11 protein-coding genes are annotated in these 15,954 nt (G+C 62.1%); 5 read left to right on the plus strand and 6 right to left on the minus strand.

The genetic code is table 11. From position 1 onward, the window contains the following. The first annotated feature begins 876 nt into the window (after nucleotides 1-876). The gene (locus tag NFC73_RS07065; RefSeq protein ID WP_254748829.1) at nucleotides 877-2,505 is read left to right on the plus strand and encodes a DUF2130 domain-containing protein; all 1,629 of its coding nucleotides are present in this window, start codon (nucleotides 877-879) and stop codon (nucleotides 2,503-2,505) included. A 582-nt stretch (nucleotides 2,506-3,087) separates the two neighbouring features. Here NFC73_RS07065 and NFC73_RS07070 read toward each other — a convergent pair. Further along, nucleotides 3,088-4,119: an NADPH:quinone reductase gene (locus tag NFC73_RS07070; RefSeq protein WP_254748831.1), complete on the minus strand. Its 1,032-nt coding sequence runs from the start codon at nucleotides 4,117-4,119 to the stop codon at nucleotides 3,088-3,090. Nucleotides 4,120-4,596: 477 nt separating this feature from the next. On the opposite strand from NFC73_RS07070, the gene NFC73_RS07075 reads away from it, so the two are divergent. After that, nucleotides 4,597-5,544: a DUF6454 family protein gene (locus NFC73_RS07075; RefSeq protein WP_254748833.1), complete on the plus strand. Its 948-nt coding sequence runs from the start codon at nucleotides 4,597-4,599 to the stop codon at nucleotides 5,542-5,544. 1,415 nt (nucleotides 5,545-6,959) lie between these two features. Here the strand turns inward: NFC73_RS07075 and NFC73_RS07080 are convergent. Beyond that, entirely contained in the window at nucleotides 6,960-8,303 is a 1,344-nt protein-coding gene (locus NFC73_RS07080) for an MFS transporter (protein ID WP_254748835.1), read from the minus strand. Nucleotides 8,304-8,479: 176 nt separating this feature from the next. On the opposite strand from NFC73_RS07080, the gene NFC73_RS07085 reads away from it, so the two are divergent. Continuing rightward, nucleotides 8,480-9,007, plus strand: a complete 528-nt coding sequence (locus NFC73_RS07085; RefSeq protein ID WP_254748837.1) for a VOC family protein — start codon at nucleotides 8,480-8,482, stop codon at nucleotides 9,005-9,007. 11 nt (nucleotides 9,008-9,018) lie between these two features. Here NFC73_RS07085 and NFC73_RS07090 read toward each other — a convergent pair whose 3' ends face one another. The 4 genes from NFC73_RS07090 to NFC73_RS07105 form a co-directional block, all read right to left on the minus strand. Next, nucleotides 9,019-9,237, minus strand: coding sequence for an FCD domain-containing protein (locus NFC73_RS07090; RefSeq protein ID WP_254748839.1), 219 nt, complete (start codon nucleotides 9,235-9,237; stop codon nucleotides 9,019-9,021). Between the two features lie 219 nt (nucleotides 9,238-9,456). Beyond that, a complete protein-coding gene (locus tag NFC73_RS07095) occupies nucleotides 9,457-9,687 on the minus strand; it encodes a GntR family transcriptional regulator (protein WP_254748841.1) in 231 nt (76 codons plus the stop codon). A 47-nt stretch (nucleotides 9,688-9,734) separates the two neighbouring features. Beyond that, nucleotides 9,735-10,484 (minus strand): SDR family NAD(P)-dependent oxidoreductase, encoded by a 750-nt coding sequence (locus NFC73_RS07100; protein WP_254748843.1) that lies wholly within the window; start codon nucleotides 10,482-10,484, stop codon nucleotides 9,735-9,737. Next, nucleotides 10,481-11,245, minus strand: a complete 765-nt coding sequence (locus tag NFC73_RS07105; RefSeq protein ID WP_254748845.1) for an SDR family NAD(P)-dependent oxidoreductase — start codon at nucleotides 11,243-11,245, stop codon at nucleotides 10,481-10,483. The genes NFC73_RS07100 and NFC73_RS07105 overlap by 4 nt, the downstream gene beginning before the upstream one ends. 206 nt (nucleotides 11,246-11,451) lie before the next feature. On the opposite strand from NFC73_RS07105, the gene NFC73_RS07110 reads away from it, so the two are divergent. Next, entirely contained in the window at nucleotides 11,452-13,662 is a 2,211-nt protein-coding gene (locus tag NFC73_RS07110; RefSeq protein WP_254748847.1) for an alpha-ketoacid dehydrogenase subunit alpha/beta, read from the plus strand. 82 nt (nucleotides 13,663-13,744) lie between these two features. Then, nucleotides 13,745-14,983, plus strand: coding sequence for a dihydrolipoamide acetyltransferase family protein (locus tag NFC73_RS07115; RefSeq protein WP_254748849.1), 1,239 nt, complete (start codon nucleotides 13,745-13,747; stop codon nucleotides 14,981-14,983). Nucleotides 14,984-15,954: the final 971 nt, after the last annotated feature.

Genomic DNA, 15,954 nt, shown 5'->3' on the forward strand with positions numbered 1-15,954 from the left:
CTGACGAGGGGGAATGCGTGCCCGAGGTGGGACTCGAACCGGACTCCAGCCCTTGAATTTCCGCCACTCCCCCGAAAACCTCCGCAATCCGGCCCAGTCCGCCAGCAGTACGACCCGATCCGAAGCCCAAGGTGTGCACATTGTGCACACCCTCTTTTTGCCCACTTCGGCGCCGATTTCGCTTCAACATGAAGGGTAGGCCTCCGGAACCGGACCGATCCCGGATGACTACTGTGCAGCCCGCCTGCTGGAAATCGATGAACATCATGGTGGCGGGTCTCTCCTCTCCAACCGTCTCATGGAGAAGCGAACGCAACCTGCATGATCAGCCCACAGGCCGGCCTCCAGGAAGTGAGCGTGGACCACGACAGCCGCAGGGGAGCCGACCGCAACTCCGCCTTTTCCCCGGCCAAGAGGTGCCCGACTGGCGGCAGGCAGCTGATAGCCGACGTTATATCCTTGACGCGGCCTCTGCATGCCACCACCTAGCGGCCGCATCCATGGGGGTCGCCCGCAGCACTCGCCAATCACGCCTGAACCACTGCTGTGCAATTGCCACGACTCCCTGTAGCTAGGAGGAAACCTGCGCAATCCTCGGGAAACGCTGCGCCTTTGCAGGGAGGTTTTCCGCCACGGCCCAGTAGCATCACGAGATAGGCGCCGTTCATGGGGGAGGTTTGGGGGTCTATGACCGACGGGCAACTCGGCACCGCGCCGTAACCAGCCCAGCACGGTACTCGTCGCTCCGGCGGTCGGTTCATATGCCGCCGAGCCGGAGACGGGCTTATCTCGACAATTCTTCTCCCCTCTGAGAGACCAGAGGGACACTCAAGTGCGGCCATTCGGGCCGACGTAGCCTGATTTGGGGTTCCAGCTATGCATGAAATCAAGTGCCCGCACTGCGGACGGACGTTCACTATCGATGAGGCCGGCTACGCCGACATCGTCAAGCAGGTTCGTGACGCTGAGTTCGAACAGCAGATCCACGAACGGCTCGAGTTGGCCGAGCAGGATAAGACCAACGCTCTCGAACTGGCGGAGACGAGGGCCGCCAGCGAACTTCAGAAGACTGCGGCGGTTAAGGATGCCGCGATCCAGGAGCTGAGGGCGAAGCTCGATGCCGGTGAGGTCACGCAGAAGCTTGCCGTGACCGAGGCCCTAAGTGCCCTCGAAAAGGAGCGGGACGTGCTTGCTAACGAGCTCGAACAGACGAAGCAGGAGAAGCAGTCATCGGTGGAGCTGGCCGAAGCGAAGCTCGTCAACGAACTTCAGAAGACTGCTGCGGTTAAGGATGCCGCGATCCAGGAGCTGAGGGCGAAGCTCGATGCCGGTGAGGTCACGCAGAAGCTTGCCGTGACCGAGGCCCTAAGTGCCCTCGAAAAGGAGCGGGACGTGCTTGCTAACGAGCTCGAACAGACGAAGCAGGAGAAGCAGTCATCGGTGGAGCTGGCCGAAGCGAAGCTCGTCAACGAACTTCAGAAGGCCGCCTCGACGAAGGACGCGGCGATCCAAGACCTCAAGGCGAAGCTCGAGGCTATTGAGATCGCGCAGAGGCTTGCGATCACCGAGGCAGTCAGCACCGTCGAAAAGGAGCGGGACGAATTCAAGAGCGGTCTCGAACTCGCAGGGCTAGAGAAGCAGCTCGTTGAGAAGTCCCTGAAGGATAAGTACGAAACCCAGATCAAGGACCGTGAAGAACAGATTGAGCGGCTGCGAGACCTGAAGGCGAAGCTGTCGACCAAGATGGTCGGTGAAACCCTTGAACAGCACTGCGAGATCGAGTTCAACCGCATCCGTGCCACGGCCTTCCCGCGCGCCTACTTCGAGAAGGACAACGATTCCCGGACTGGTAGCAAGGGCGACTACATATTCCGCGACTCCGACGACGCTGGTACTGAGATTGTCTCGGTCATGTTCGAGATGAAGAACGAAAACGACGGCACCGCGACAAAGCACAAGAACGAAGATTTTTTGAAGGAGCTCGACAAGGACCGCACCGAGAAGGGGTGCGAGTACGCTGTGCTGGTCTCTCTGCTCGAGCCCGACAGCGAGCTCTACAACACCGGGATCGTCGACGTCTCTCACCGCTACCCGAAGATGTATGTCATCCGGCCGCAGTTCTTCATCCAGTTGATCGCGCTGCTGCGCAACGCCGCAATGAACTCGCTCAAGTACAAGACTGAGCTCGCGCTGGTAAAGGCGCAGAACATCGATATCACAAACTTCGAGCAGCAGATCGAGGATTTCAAGGGCGCGTTCGGCCGCAACTGGCGGCTCGCTTCCGACGGTTTCGAGGAGGCGGTCAAGCGCATCGACGAAGCGATCAGAGACTTGGAGAAGACGAAAGCGGCGCTGCATAAGTCGGCCAACAACCTGCGGCTTGCGAACGACAAGGCCGAAGACCTCACGATTAGGAAGCTCACACGAGGCAACGCGACAATGGGCGCCAGGTTTGCCGAGATGGAGCAACCTAAGACTGGCGAGTGGGGAGTCGAAGTCAACTGATGAGGCGCTTTTCCGGTTGCGAGCAGCAACGTGGCTACGGTGGGCTACGACGAAGCGACTCACACGCTTGAGGCCGGATGCCGCTTAGCCCCAGCGTTTCCGGGAATTCAAGAGCGCCGATACCGACGACTATGACAACCTGGCGCGCAAACGGTCTCCTTGGTTCTCAGGTCAACCGGCTGACCGCTGCGGGGCGTCTGCTCCGAGGTCCTGTCATTAAAGAACCCCTACGCGGGTCGGGGGGACTCAAGCGAAGGGGTTATGGGGGCGTACGCTCGACGATGGCCATCGACCAACCAGCTCCGATGACCTGGCGGGAGTGTGCCAGAGTCGCGGCTATCGCAGGACCTCCTCGGGTCTGGAAGCGCTCGGGGGTCCATCGCGGCGACAGGTCCAGCGTGGGCTCCGGTGGCTGGCATCCTAATGACCTTGCCCGCGATCGGCTGTGGGGCCGGTTTCTTCGCTCCGGAGGCCGAGGCGTTCCGTAACGGGCTACCCGTCCGCAGTCCCGACTGATCGACCCGCTCAGTTCCTCGGCTGCACGGCGCGATGTTCCCCGCGGGGCCCCCGATGCGTTATCGGCTAGCCCGATGACACATCGATCAGCACCTTGCCGACGATGCTCTCTTCCACCGCTGCGTGGGCCGCAGCCGTGTCCGCCAGGTCAAAGCGATGCAGCGGCAGGCCTGCGGTCTCTCCCACCGGAAGGGCGCCGTCGACGATGGCCGCATTGATGTCCTCGGCGGCGGCGTGCACCGCCGCCATGCCAACGGTGTAGAGCAGCACGAACTGGTAGCGGACATTGAGGCTGAAATGCTTGCGCACGTCCAGGCTCATCTGGTCGCCGCCGTTGTTGGCGTAGACCGCGATAGAGCCGCGGTTGCGGATCACTGCCAGATCGAGTTCGGCGTTCTGCGCGGGTGCCACCTCCACGATCTGGTCGACGCCGTTGGGAGCGATCCGGCGGATCTCCGTGGCCGCGTCGGTTTCCCGGTAATTGATGACGTGATCGGCGCCGGCGGCCGTGACCAGCGCAGCCTTCGCCTGTCCGCTTACGGTCGTGATCACGACGGCGCCGGCCCACTTGGCGAGCTGGATTGCCGCATGTCCCACGGCGCCGGCCCCTCCCGCGACGAGAACTACCTTGCCGTCCAAGGTTCCCGGGTGCAGCCGCCGCGGGCCGTCCTCAGCGATGGTCAGGGCACGGTGGGCGGTGATCGCGGGAACGCCCAGGCTTGCGCCGAGGTCGAACCCTGCGTTGTCCGGGAGCGGAAAGACCCGCTCGGCCGGCAGGACGGCGAACTCCTGGGCTGTCCCGCCGTCGGCGCGCTGGTAGGCAGCCAGGGCTAGCCAAACCCTGTCACCGACGTGGAGATGCTCGACGCCGGGTCCGACTGCGTCCACCACTCCGGCGCCGTCTTGGTTCGGCACGACCTCCGCGAAGGGCAGGGGCTCGCCCGGTTTGGCGCCGCGACGCGACTTCCAGTCGGTAGGGTTCACTGCGGACACGATGATCCTTATGCGCACCTCGCCGCGCCCCGGATCGCGGCTCTCGCGGTCGACGAGCTCGAGGACAGACGGATCGCCCGTGGCACGGTACACGATTGCTTTCATACTCAGACCTAACGCCGGCCCCGAACGAAAATTCCCGCCCCGTGCCGGACCAGATGCGGGCAACGGTCCCTCTTGACTCTGGAACCCTCCATGCCCGGCGCCGATTCCAGAGGATTTGAGATGCTGATCTGCAGAAGTTTCGCGCTCTGGTCAACACATTTCCAGGGAACGTCATGTCCACGTCCGACGCGGCCCTGTTGACCGGACTTGTGGACACGAGGATCAGTTCGGTGCCAACCTGCTTCTAGAAGGACTCGGCCGCGGTGCCGGGCTCCTGGCTATCCCAGCAGTCCTGCACTCCTCCATCCGGCAGATCCGGGCTGCCCGCTGCTGGTCAAGCCGACGGCCGGGGTGTCCCCGGCCCGGGTCGCTTGCTTCACCCTCTCGACACCTGCCGTTGTCTGTCTTGCCATCCCGGGCGCCTAAGTTTGATCGGACCCGGCCACCGGGCACCACTATCACGCACCTGGAGCAGACATGAAGATGAAGCGCGTCCTCGCCATCGCAGCAGTCGCAGCGGCCACCCTGACAGCCGGAACCTCCGCTGGGGCCACCAACGGGCAAACCCCTAAGGGCCTCACGGCAGAAGCAGCGGCCTTCACGAAAGTGGACCGCAACACCCAGTGGGACCAGGTCCAGAAGCTCAAGCTGGACTTCCCGACCTTCCACCCGCAGGGCATGTCGCTGGTCGGCGACAAAATATTCCTCAGCAGCGTCGAGATCCTTGAACCGACCATGCGCTACCCCTCGCCCGTCGACGGCTACGACCGCACTACCGGCAAGGGCCGCGGACACGTCTTCGTCATCGACCGGCAGGGAAAGCTGCTGAAAGACATCGTCCTGGGTGAGGACACGATCTACCACCCGGGCGGCACGGACTTCGACGGCGAGAAGGTCTGGGTTCCCGTGGCCGAGTACCGGCCCAACAGCAGCTCCATCGTCTACACAATCGATCCAGACACCTACGAGGTTACGGAGCAGTTCCGTCAGGCGGACCACGTTGGCGGTGTCGTCGCCGACCGCAAGACCAACCGAATCAGCGGCGTCAGCTGGGGTTCCCGCAAGCTGTTCACATGGAATAACCAAGGCAGGCTCCTGGGGACGCAGGCCAACCCGAGCCACTTCATCGACTACCAGGACTGCGAGTACGCCGGAGCCGGGCACCAGCTCTGCTCGGGTGTTACCGGCCTCAAGACTGCTGACGGTAACCCGTTCGAGCTCGGCGGCCTCGCCCTGACCGACCTCACAGATGGAAAGATCGTCCACGAGGTCCCGTTCCAGAAATTCTCCACCGCCGGGCACTCGATTACCCGCAACCCGGTTGCCCTGGAATCTGACGGCGGCGTGCTGCGCCTGTTCGCCGCCCCCGATGACGGCGAAGAAGTCGCTGGAACCGAACTCTTCGTCTTCGAAGCGCGCCCCTGAGCCATTAAAGAATCCGAGGCCCGCGTGAGGGGACCGGGCTCTTGATCCCTCTCCGTAGGAAGGCAGCCTGAGGGGCAGCGCTTTTGACACCTAGTGCTGCCACTCAGGGGCTTCCCCCTGAGCAACGGCAGTGGAATGCGCTAACCTGACAGATGCCGCCATACGGGAAGTCGAAGTAGCTTTACCGGTCGTCGGCGCCCAAGATGTCGTAATGGAACGCGATGGCATCTCCTGGCCGGTTGTCCACGGACAGGATTGCGACCTCGCGGGAATGGATTACGGTGTTGCGGGTCGGGCATTCGACCCAGGAATGGATCCCGGAATACTCCTCGACGAACTATCCGTCGCCGAGCAGACCCCTGCTTGGCACTACGGGCCGGCGCAACAACCTGGCCCCGGTCGTTCGCACAATCAATCGGATGACACCCGAACATTTCAGCGGCTATGTCATGTAGCCATCCCACCCGAGCGAAATGAATGGGTATGAAGAAAACCATCGCTCAGCCGTGCACCACTCCCCCGGAACCTGCCCTGTCATGTCGTCCCGGCCGGAAGCTCCCATGAAGCATTAAGACAGCGGAAAGCCCCGACGCACGGGAGGAACCGCCACAAGAAAGGCTGCCGACAAACACGGCGTGACCGACACCCGTCAAAGCGGTCTTCTCGGACAAACGTGTACCCCGTCACCACGTCAGAGGCCCAAAAAGGGCCCCTGACATTGGAAAACGTGCCCGAGGTGGGACTCGAACCGGGTTCCGGCCCTTGCAAACACTGGACTCCCCCGGAAACATCCGGAATCCGGCGCAGTCCGGCGCAGGTACGTCCCAGTCCGGGACCCAAAGTGTGGACACTGTCCACACCCCCAATTCTCCGCTTAATGGCCCTCACGCCAACTGCCGCATGCCGCATGCCGCGACGAGGGGTGCGGCACCTGCGGCACTTCTTTTTCTTCAGCGTATTGATACTGCTGGAGGCACCCTACGCTCTGCGGTAATCGGGTCATGCCCGCGCTCATTGCGGGAATCCTTTGCAGGCCGCAGTGCACTCTTGGTCCCTGGTCCTTCATTGCGATTCCACCTCCCTTCAGCCCTTTCATGGTCCGATTAACCGACAGCCGCATGACCGCCGTCACCATTCCAACGGAGGTGGCAGAGGCAGTGCGCCCCCTCCACTCTTTAGGTGTCGCGTAACCCTTCAGTCCTGGCAAGACGGGTAGTTGTTCGTTCCCGACGACCTGCCCCGGTCTTCCTCTACAGGATTACTAAGCGGCCACGTGGGGATATCGGGGTATCCATCTAAATCCGTCGGTGCGGCCCATCTTTCATCACGGGTCCCCGGCGAGACGGCTGTATCGCTGCCTCGCCGGCGTGTTGGACGCGTTGCGCCGACGAATTTGCGATTGTTCGGCGCGCGGATTACTCCGCTTTATCCAGTTCGCGAAGGTCGATTCCGCGAGTTTCCTTCATCGTCAGTGTCGCGACCAGGGTGCACATGCAAAGCACAACAATGTAGACGCTGAAGATCCAGCCAAGGCCCCACCCTACGAAGAGCTGGTTCAGGTATGGTGCGGTGCCGCCGAAGAGCGCGACGCCAAGCGAATAGGCGAAACCGATCCCCCGCGTGCGCATGCTCGTGGGGAAATTCTCGGCCTGCATCGCGGCGAAGATGGAGGACGCCAGCGCCCAAAGGGTCAGCGCAATCGCCTGCGGGATGAACAGGGACCACCAAGTGTCCGAAACCATGGCGGACAGCGGGAATACCAGAACGGAGGAGGTGACGGCGAAGAACAGCACCTGGCGCTTGCGCCCGATGCGGTCCGAAAGCATACCGAACAGCGGCAGGCTGATCAGCGCTACGCCCTGCGCGGACAGACTCATCCAATAGGCCAGCGACGGGTCCATGCCCCGGCTGGTGATGGCGTAGGTGGAAATGTAGCTGCTCCAGGTGTAGTGCACAGCCGTAATGCCTGCGGTGAAAAGGACCATGCGCGTAGCCGTCTTGATGATGCGCGTTCGCGGCCACGCCTTGGCCTCGGCCTGAACCTGCGCCGGCGAGGCGGCTCCTTCCTCGAACACGTCCGACTCGTCCATGTGGCGACGCAGCAGCAGGGCAACGACGGCCAGGACGGCGCCGAGCAGGAACGGAATGCGCCAGCCCCAGGCCATGACGTCTTCTTTGCCAAGTACATCGGTGATGACCGCTCCGAGTAGGTAGGCCAGGATGGATCCGCCGACGATTGCCACGTGGATAACCGAGGACCACAGTCCTCGGCGGTTGTTCGGTGCGATTTCCGCGATATAGGTGGTGGACGTTGCCGATTCGCCGCCGTGGGCGAAGCCCTGGATAACCCGGGCGACAAGGAGGATGACCGCAGCCCAGACGCCCACGCTGTCGTGGGTAGGCATGACTCCAATAATCAAGCTTCCGGCAGCCATCATGAGCATCGTGGTTACAAGGACAAATTTGCGGCCCTTGCGGTCGGCGATCCAGCCGAAGACGACGCCGCCGAGTGGGCGGAAGAGGAAACTGACGGCAAAGACGCCGAGGGTGGCCAGGATTCCGGACGCCGTGTTCGACGGTTCGAACATGACCTGGGCGATGAAGGGCGCGAACACCGCATACGCGCTCCATTCGTACCACTCCAGGACGTTGCCAACTGTACTGGCGACGAGGGACCTGACCTTGGATCTGGAGGCGGGCCGTGCGGACAGAACCGGGGGCCGGTCCTGGACCGTCGTTGAGGACGGGAAGTCTGACATGGAAGCTCCTGGGGATGGTCACCGACATTGGTGACGTGCGTTACGTTGGACTAGAATGACACGCCTTGGATCCAATGACAATTCAAAGAGCTACCTAATATCGTCATTACACTTCACATTCTTGAATATGGATCCAATATGGAAGTTCGACGCCGACAACCCCATGAAGGAGAGAGATGAATAGCGATCAAGGATTGCCCGGGCTTCGGGGCGCGGACCACATTGGACTTACCGTTCCGGACATGGAAGAGGCACACGAATTTTTCGTTGGCGTCCTGGGCTGTGTGCACGTCTACTCGCTCGGGCCGTTTTTGCCCAACGGAAACTGGATGGCCGAGCACCTCAACGTCGACCGGGACACGACGATGCGCGAGATCCGGTTCTACCGGTGCGCCAACGGCTCCAACTTTGAGGTCTTCCAGTACGAGACGGCTGCGCAGAACACCGTGCTGCCGCGCAACAGTGACGTCGGCGGACACCATCTGGCGTTCTACGTTGATGACCTGGACACGGCGGTAACTTATCTGGCGTCCAAAGACATCCGTGTGCTGGGCAACCCGACGGCCAGCACTGGGCCCAGCTTTGGCCAACGCTGGGTGTATTTCCTGTCCCCGTGGGGCATGCAATGTGAACTCGTGAGCTTCCCCAACGGTAAGGCCTATGAAAAAGAGGCCGCCGTGAGGCTGTGGGACACTCGCGCCTGAAGATCGGAGGATCATTTTCCGTAGAAAATATCGGGGTGGCGGGTCAGTTCCAGGCGCGTTCGCCGGAGGTGCCCATACATCAGCCGCTCGGCTTGTTTGCCGTCGCGGCGCCTGAACGTCTCCACCATCAGCCGGTGTTCGTAGTGCGTCAGTCGGAGTCCATCCCATCCGATCAACTGGGTGTAAGTCCGGCGGCAATGCTGTGTCGTGTTCCACAGCCGCTCGACCATGGACTACGGCATTGGCATTCGCACGGCCCGGTAGCTCTCCAGATGGAAGCTGCGGTTCAGCTTTGGACATTGTTCGACACCGTCGGCGGCTTCGATACTGGCGGCTACTTCCGCCTGACGCGTGATGTCGTCGTCTGTGTAGTTTACGACCGCGGATACGGGCAGAAAGGGGATCCAGCCGTTCCTGGATCCGATCGCACTCGGTACATCCCTTTACGTTCATCGCCCATGCGCCGGTGTTGGCACCAGCGTGACCAGCCCGTCGGATTCCAGGATGCTCAGCGCTGCGCGGACCGGCAGGCGGCTAGCGCCGAATTCCTCGGCGAGGATTTCCTGCCGGATACGCTGGCCCGGCTGGAGACTGCCGCTGAGAATTTTCGACCGCAGGCTTTCGGCGATGCGGCGGCTAACAGCCTCCTTTACCGGACTGTGCTTACCGTTCAACGCCATGTCGTTCAGCTTAGGGTGTTCACGACGGAAGAGACGGTATATGCCGCTTAGCCGGCCATGAACAGGCCGCCGTTGACATGGATAGTTTCGCCCGTGATGAAGCTGGAGGCCCCGCTACAAAGGAATGCAGCCACAGCGGCCACTTCCTCCGGCTTTCCGTACCGTCCGAGGGGCGTGCCGGCAAGCATGTCAGCCCCCCGGGCTTTGACCAGGTCGGCGACCATAGAAGTCTCGATGGTGCCTGGCGAAATCGCGTTGACCCGGATCCCCGGGCCAACCTCATGGGCCAGACTCCGAGTCAGGGCGATCACGCCGGCTTTGCTGGCCGCATAGTGGCCGTGGTTCTTACTTCCGCGGTGGCCGGCAACAGATGCGAAATTCACCACTGCACCGCCCGAACGCACCATGGGGATGGCGGCGCGCAGAAGCTGGAACACACCGTCCAGGTTCACGGACATCACCTGTCGCCATTGGTCGTCGCTAATCTCGACGACCGGAGACTCCGGGTAGATCCCGGCCACGGGAATGACGAAGTCCAATCCGCCGAATCGTGTGTGCGCCAGTTCAAGAGCGGTCGAGATATTAGCCGGGTTGGAAGCATCTCCGGCCACCACGCAAATCCGCTTGCCAGCCCCAAGCTCTTCGGCCAGTTCCCGCAGGGGGACCTCGTGCAAGTCCATCAACACCAGGTGCGCCCCGGCGTTATAAAAGATCCGGGCCACTTCCTTGCCGATGCCACCGGAAGCGCCGGTGATCAGTGCGACCTTGCCGGTGAAATCGAAATCCATTCTGCTCATGAGTACCAGTTCCCGTCCACGGTCATGCCGCCGTCGACCATAAGCAGATGCCCGTTGACGTACGAGGACGCCGGGGTGGACAGAAAGTGAATGGCCTCGGCGATTTCCTCCGGGTCGGCAAAGCGACCCAGCGGGGTCCGGGCCTTGATCAAGGCGTCGTCAAGCTTGCCTTCGGCCACCAACGTGTCAGTAAGCGCCGTGCGCACATAGCCGGGCCCGACCGCGTTCACGCGGATCCCATCGGGTGCCCACTCCACGGCCAGTGTCCGTGTCAGTCCCACGATGCCGGCCTTGGCTGTGGTGTAGCTGGCCCGCCCCGGCATGCCGGTCAGCGACGCCACGGATGCCAGGTTGACGATAGTACCGCGCCCGGTCCTCTTCAGCAACGGATATGCCGCCCGACACGAACGCATGGCGCCGGTGAGGTGGATATCCAGCATGTGCGTGAATTCCTCGTCGCTTACTTCGCTGCTGGGGCCTGGCCGGGCAATCCCAGCCGAGTTGACTACGGCGTCCAGTCGGCCTTCGATTTCTCGGATGCTCTGGAAGCCGGCGAGGACGCTGGCGTTGTCAGCAACGTCAACAACGGCTCCCCGGGCTCGACCACCGAGCTCCGCCAGCGCCTTATCCAAGGCCGGCCGTGCAAGGTCTAACAGCACAGCCGTTCCACCGTCGGCAATCCAGCGCCTGGCGGACTCCAGGCCTATGCCTGAAGCCCCTCCCGTGATAGCAGCAACAGGGGGCCGCAGATTGTTCTTCATTGATGAAACTCCTGTCCAAGTCACGCTGACGTGTATCAATATTGGATCCAATACTACGTCCCGATCCCCTCTTTGGGAATGTTTTGCCCAACATAATGCTTGCATTGGATCCGACTAATAAGTATCTTGGAATCTAGTGACCCGAGTCACCCCGCCCGGATCCTTCGTTCCGGTATGGCCCCCAATACGTTCCGTGGAGAATTCCGATGGCTGAAACAACACCGCTCACGCCCGATGTCGAATGGGTCGAACTGCGCACTAGTGAGGCTGATTGGAAGAAGGCAGACCCTTCGCTGCTGAAGACAATGTTGGTGCAGATGCAGATCATTCGTTCTTTCGAGGAGAGCGTCCTTGAGCTCGCCGGTGAGGGCCTGGTGCATGGGCCGGCGCACTCAAGCATCGGGCAGGAGGGCGGCGCCGTTGGGTCTGCGATTGATCTGCGTCCCGGTGACGGTGTTAACGGGACTCACCGAGGCCATCATCAGTTCCTGGCCAAGTCGCTTGCCTATCTGGCGCGGCAGACGGGCGGGCGTGTGGACCCGATTTCTCCTCTCAGAGAAGATGTCAGGAAGTTGCTTCAGCGTACGCTGGCAGAGATTCTCGGACTGGAGCAGGGCTTCAGCCGTGGCCGGGGGGGCTCTATGCACCTTCAGTGGGCGGAGGCCGGGGCACTGGGGACGAACGCGATCGTCGGCGGCGGTGTGCCGCTGGCCGCTGGCAATGCCTGGGCGCAGAAGCACGACGGCGCCCGGACCGGTGGAGACACTGACTTCACCGTGACGTATTTCGGTGACGGGGCGACGAACATCGGTTCGGCGCTGGAAACGATGAACCTCGCCGCAGCGTGGAAGCTTCCGCTGTGTTTCTTCATCGAGAACAACCTCTATGCTGTGTCCACGCACGTAGCGGAAGTGACCGGGGAGTCCCGCCTGTCCGGCCGCGGCCCTGGCTTCGGTATCCGGTCCTGGCGGGTTGACGGCATGGACCCCTTGGCCGTGCACCTTGCAATGGAACAAGCCGCCGAACACATGCGCTCCGGCAACGGCCCGGCGCTCATCGAAGCGGAGGTCTACCGCTACTTCCATCAGAATGGCCCATTCCCCGGCAGTGCCTTCGGCTACCGCAGCAAGGCCGAGGAGAAGTCATGGCGAGACCGTGACCCCATCCTTCGTGTCGCAAAGGAACTCGAGAATATGGGGCACATGGACGCCCTAGCCATCAAGGACATGAACGCGAAAATCAAGAACGCCTGCGACGACGCCGTCGCCGCCCTGACTGAGCAGGACCCCGGAGCCAAGCCCGGCAAACGAAGGATCCGTCCCGAGCTGTGGCCAGATCCAGGTTTCGTTGACGTCGGCATCCGCGGCGATCTCTCCGAACTCGAGGGGGCACGCACCGAGGAGGAAGCCACGTTCGGCGGTGAGCTCGCCGAGCGCAAATTCATCGACTCGGTCGCTGACGTCATGCACGCACGGATGGACAGTGATAAATCCGTCGTGGTCATGGGCGAGGATGTCCACCGGCTCAAAGGCGGCACCAACGGTGCCACTCGCGGACTCAAGGAAGCCCATCCGGAGAGGATCCTGGGCACCCCGATCAGTGAAAATGCGTTCGCAGGGCTCGCCGGAGGTATGGCTATGGACGGACGCTACAAGCCCGTGGTCGAGTTCATGTACGCGGACTTCATGTGGGTCGCCGCCGACCAGCTTTTCAACCAGATCGGCAAGGCACGCCACATGTTCGGCGGGGAAGGAAAAATGCCGCTGGTCCTTCGTTCCAAGGTCGCAATGGGAACCGGCTACGGCTCGCAGCACTCCATGGACCCGGCCGGCATTTTCGCGACCCAGCCCGGCTGGCGAATCGTCGCCCCGTCTACCCCATTCGACTACGTTGGGCTGATGAACACCGCACTCCAGCTTGAGGACCCAGTCGTCGTCATAGAGCATGTGGACCTCTACACCACCAGCGGCGCAGCCCCCGTCAACGACTTTGACTACCAGATTCCATTCGGCAGGGCCGCAATTCGCCGGGAAGGCAGCGACATCACCGTGCTGACCTACCTGGCTATGGTCCAGCCCGCCCTGGACGCAGCCGCCTTCGCCGAGCTCGACGCCGAGATCATTGACCTACGCTGGCTGGACGCGGCAAGCATCGACTGGGACACTATCGGCGAATCCATCAAGAAGACCAACAACGTCCTGATCGCCGAGCAAGGCGCCCGCGGCACCTCCTACGGCAACTGGCTCAGCGACGAAATCCAGCGACGGTTCTTCGACTACTTGGACCAGCCCATCCAGCGCGTCACCGGGGCGGAAGCGTCGCCGAGCATCTCCAAGGTCCTTGAACGGGCAGCCTTCGCAGGCCGCGCCGAAATGGACAAGGGCCTGGCCGCTGCCGCCCACAATCTGGCCCGCTAAGGCCTGCCCTTTACCGCTCCTACCTCCCGCCGCCCCACGGCTACCCGTTTCTGGAGAAACTCTTATGGCAACATTGCTGAACATGCCGGCCATCCTCGCTGACGCGACCGAGGCTGTGCTTTACAAGTGGTTCAAATCCACCGGCGACTCCATCACTGCCGGCGAACCCATCGCCGAAATCGAAACCGAGAAAGCCACCGTGGAAATGGAGGCTGAAGGGGACGGCATCCTCGCCCGGCTCATCGCTCAACCCGGTCAGACGGTCGCCGTTGGCGCCCCCATCGCCGTCATCGCGGCGGTCGGCGACGCAGAGAAGGACATCGAGGCCGTCCTGGCGACCGCTTTCTCCCAACCCGGCGAAACTCCGAGACAGCACGACAGCGCGGCTTCCGGCCCTGACGTCGACAAAGCACGCGTGTTCAGCTCCCCGCTGGCCCGCCGACTTGCCCGTGAACACGGTCTGGATGTATCCGCGCTCAACGGGTCCGGACCCGACGGACGAATCATCCGCCAAGACGTCGAAAGCGTAATCGCGGCGCAGCCCACATCGACGGCCGCAATGCCTGCCCCCGTGCCGGACCAGGTGGCTTCGACTATTCCTCTGGCTGCCACCCCGGCCCCGGTTCGGGGACCCGCTCAGCCGGGCGGTGAAACTATCCCCTTCACCCGCATGCGCCACGCAATCGCACGCCGGCTGACCGAATCCAAAACAAGTGTCCCGCATTTCTACCTCACCGTGGACGTACGCATGGATAACCTGCTCGAGCTGCGCAAGCAGGTCAATGCCACCGCGGTCCGCAAAATTACGGTCAACGACCTTGTCGTAAGGGCAATCGGTCTGGCGTTGCGTGACGAACCGGATGCAAACGTCAGTTTCAACGGCGACAGCATCATCCGGTACAGTCACGCCGACATCTCGGTCGCCATAAGCACTGACGGCGGCTTGGTCACCCCCGTCGTCCGCAGCGTCGATACGATTTCGATCACCGAAATCAGCTCAACCATCGCAGACTACGCCGCGCGGGCCCAGACTGGAAAAATCCGCCCCGGCGAACTTTCCGGAGGAACGTTTACCGTCAGCAACTTGGGCATGTTCGGGACGAAAGAATTCACGGCGATCCTCAACCCTCCGCAGGCCGGTATTCTGGCCGTCGGCTCTGCCGAATTACGACCCGTCGTCGTCAACAGGGAACTGACCATCGCCACTGTCATGACCTGCACCCTCTCTGCCGACCACCGGGTTGTGGACGGAGCAGTCGCTGCCCGCCTAATGGCTGCGTTCAAGCAGCGCATGGAGAATCCTCTGTCGATCCTTATCTGATCCGCAGTCTTAGCTTTTCTGAACCGACGAGGGCGCCGAACCACACAGAAAACTCAATGCCTTCCACTCTTCTTGTCGCCGCAAACCGACGCCTGGTCTAACAGCCCGGCGGTCCCTGTTGACTCTTAACCGGCGCGCAGCCGGCCCATACCGCCGAAGCGACAGCTTCCGACCGACGACCTCTTCCTAAGGAGATCGCTTGCGCAGGCCCCTGCTGTCACCCGTGGGCGGCAGGTAGCGCTGACCGCTTCCATCCCGACCAATCGTCTGATCGGCGGACTGTGACGAGACGTGTTCGACGGCGGCACGTTCGACGTCGTCCATGACCCCGCCACCGGCGAGTATGCTGCCACGGAGATCTCGGACAGTGGGCCCTCTTTAAGTGGGGGTCTACCGAAAGTAGAGATCAGCATGACCGCATCACGTAAACGATCTACCCAGGAGTTCAAGGACGACCTGTGCCGCAAGGTGGTAACACGTCCAAGCCGATCAAGAACGTGACCACCGCGTACGGTGTCGGCCCCGAGACGCTTCGCAACTGTCACGAAGGGCGTCAGAGGCGCCAGGCCACGCGACCGCTGGCGCTCTCTCGCACAAACCCGGCGCTGAACCTCACGAATAGTGGCGCTCAAAGCTTCAAATACTTAGAGGTCAAGTACCGCGAGGCCAAACGGCGGCACCGAGGTGGATCGGACGGTCTCGGAGCGAGTCCGACTGAAGGAGCTCGAGCGTGATTATCCTGCTGTCCAGATCATGCCGAGGTCTGCCTGAACCCGCAGCTCAGGGCCGGGGAGGTGCTGGAAAAGCAATAACTCAGAGGCTTCCAGAAATTCCAGCAGGGTGTCTGCTGAGTATTTGATGCCTTGAGAGCCACCCAATCTTGCGCTTCAGAGCCACCGATCGTGCGGAAGAGAGCCAGTGGTGGTGTGCTTGGGAGCCACTGGCCCTCGACCTCATCGTTAGGCGCTGGC

The sequence above is a fragment of the Pseudarthrobacter humi genome (assembly GCF_024294965.1).
In the GTDB taxonomy this organism is placed as follows: domain Bacteria; phylum Actinomycetota; class Actinomycetes; order Actinomycetales; family Micrococcaceae; genus Arthrobacter; species Arthrobacter humi.

Bases quoted from the DNA above. Each gene is read 5' to 3' on its own strand.
- NFC73_RS07090 (WP_254748839.1), bottom strand. From the start codon at position 9,237: ATGGTCGAGCGGCTGTGGAACACGACACAGCATTGCCGCCGGACTTAC.
- NFC73_RS07065 (WP_254748829.1), top strand. From the start codon at position 877: ATGCATGAAATCAAGTGCCCGCACTGCGGACGGACGTTCACTATCGAT.
- NFC73_RS07115 (WP_254748849.1), top strand. From the start codon at position 13,745: ATGCCGGCCATCCTCGCTGACGCGACCGAGGCTGTGCTTTACAAGTGG.
- NFC73_RS07110 (WP_254748847.1), top strand. From the start codon at position 11,452: ATGGCTGAAACAACACCGCTCACGCCCGATGTCGAATGGGTCGAACTG.
- NFC73_RS07105 (WP_254748845.1), bottom strand. From the start codon at position 11,245: ATGAAGAACAATCTGCGGCCCCCTGTTGCTGCTATCACGGGAGGGGCT.
- NFC73_RS07070 (WP_254748831.1), bottom strand. From the start codon at position 4,119: ATGAAAGCAATCGTGTACCGTGCCACGGGCGATCCGTCTGTCCTCGAG.
- NFC73_RS07075 (WP_254748833.1), top strand. From the start codon at position 4,597: ATGAAGATGAAGCGCGTCCTCGCCATCGCAGCAGTCGCAGCGGCCACC.
- NFC73_RS07095 (WP_254748841.1), bottom strand. From the start codon at position 9,687: ATGGCGTTGAACGGTAAGCACAGTCCGGTAAAGGAGGCTGTTAGCCGC.
- NFC73_RS07100 (WP_254748843.1), bottom strand. From the start codon at position 10,484: ATGAGCAGAATGGATTTCGATTTCACCGGCAAGGTCGCACTGATCACC.
- NFC73_RS07085 (WP_254748837.1), top strand. From the start codon at position 8,480: ATGAATAGCGATCAAGGATTGCCCGGGCTTCGGGGCGCGGACCACATT.
- NFC73_RS07080 (WP_254748835.1), bottom strand. From the start codon at position 8,303: ATGTCAGACTTCCCGTCCTCAACGACGGTCCAGGACCGGCCCCCGGTT.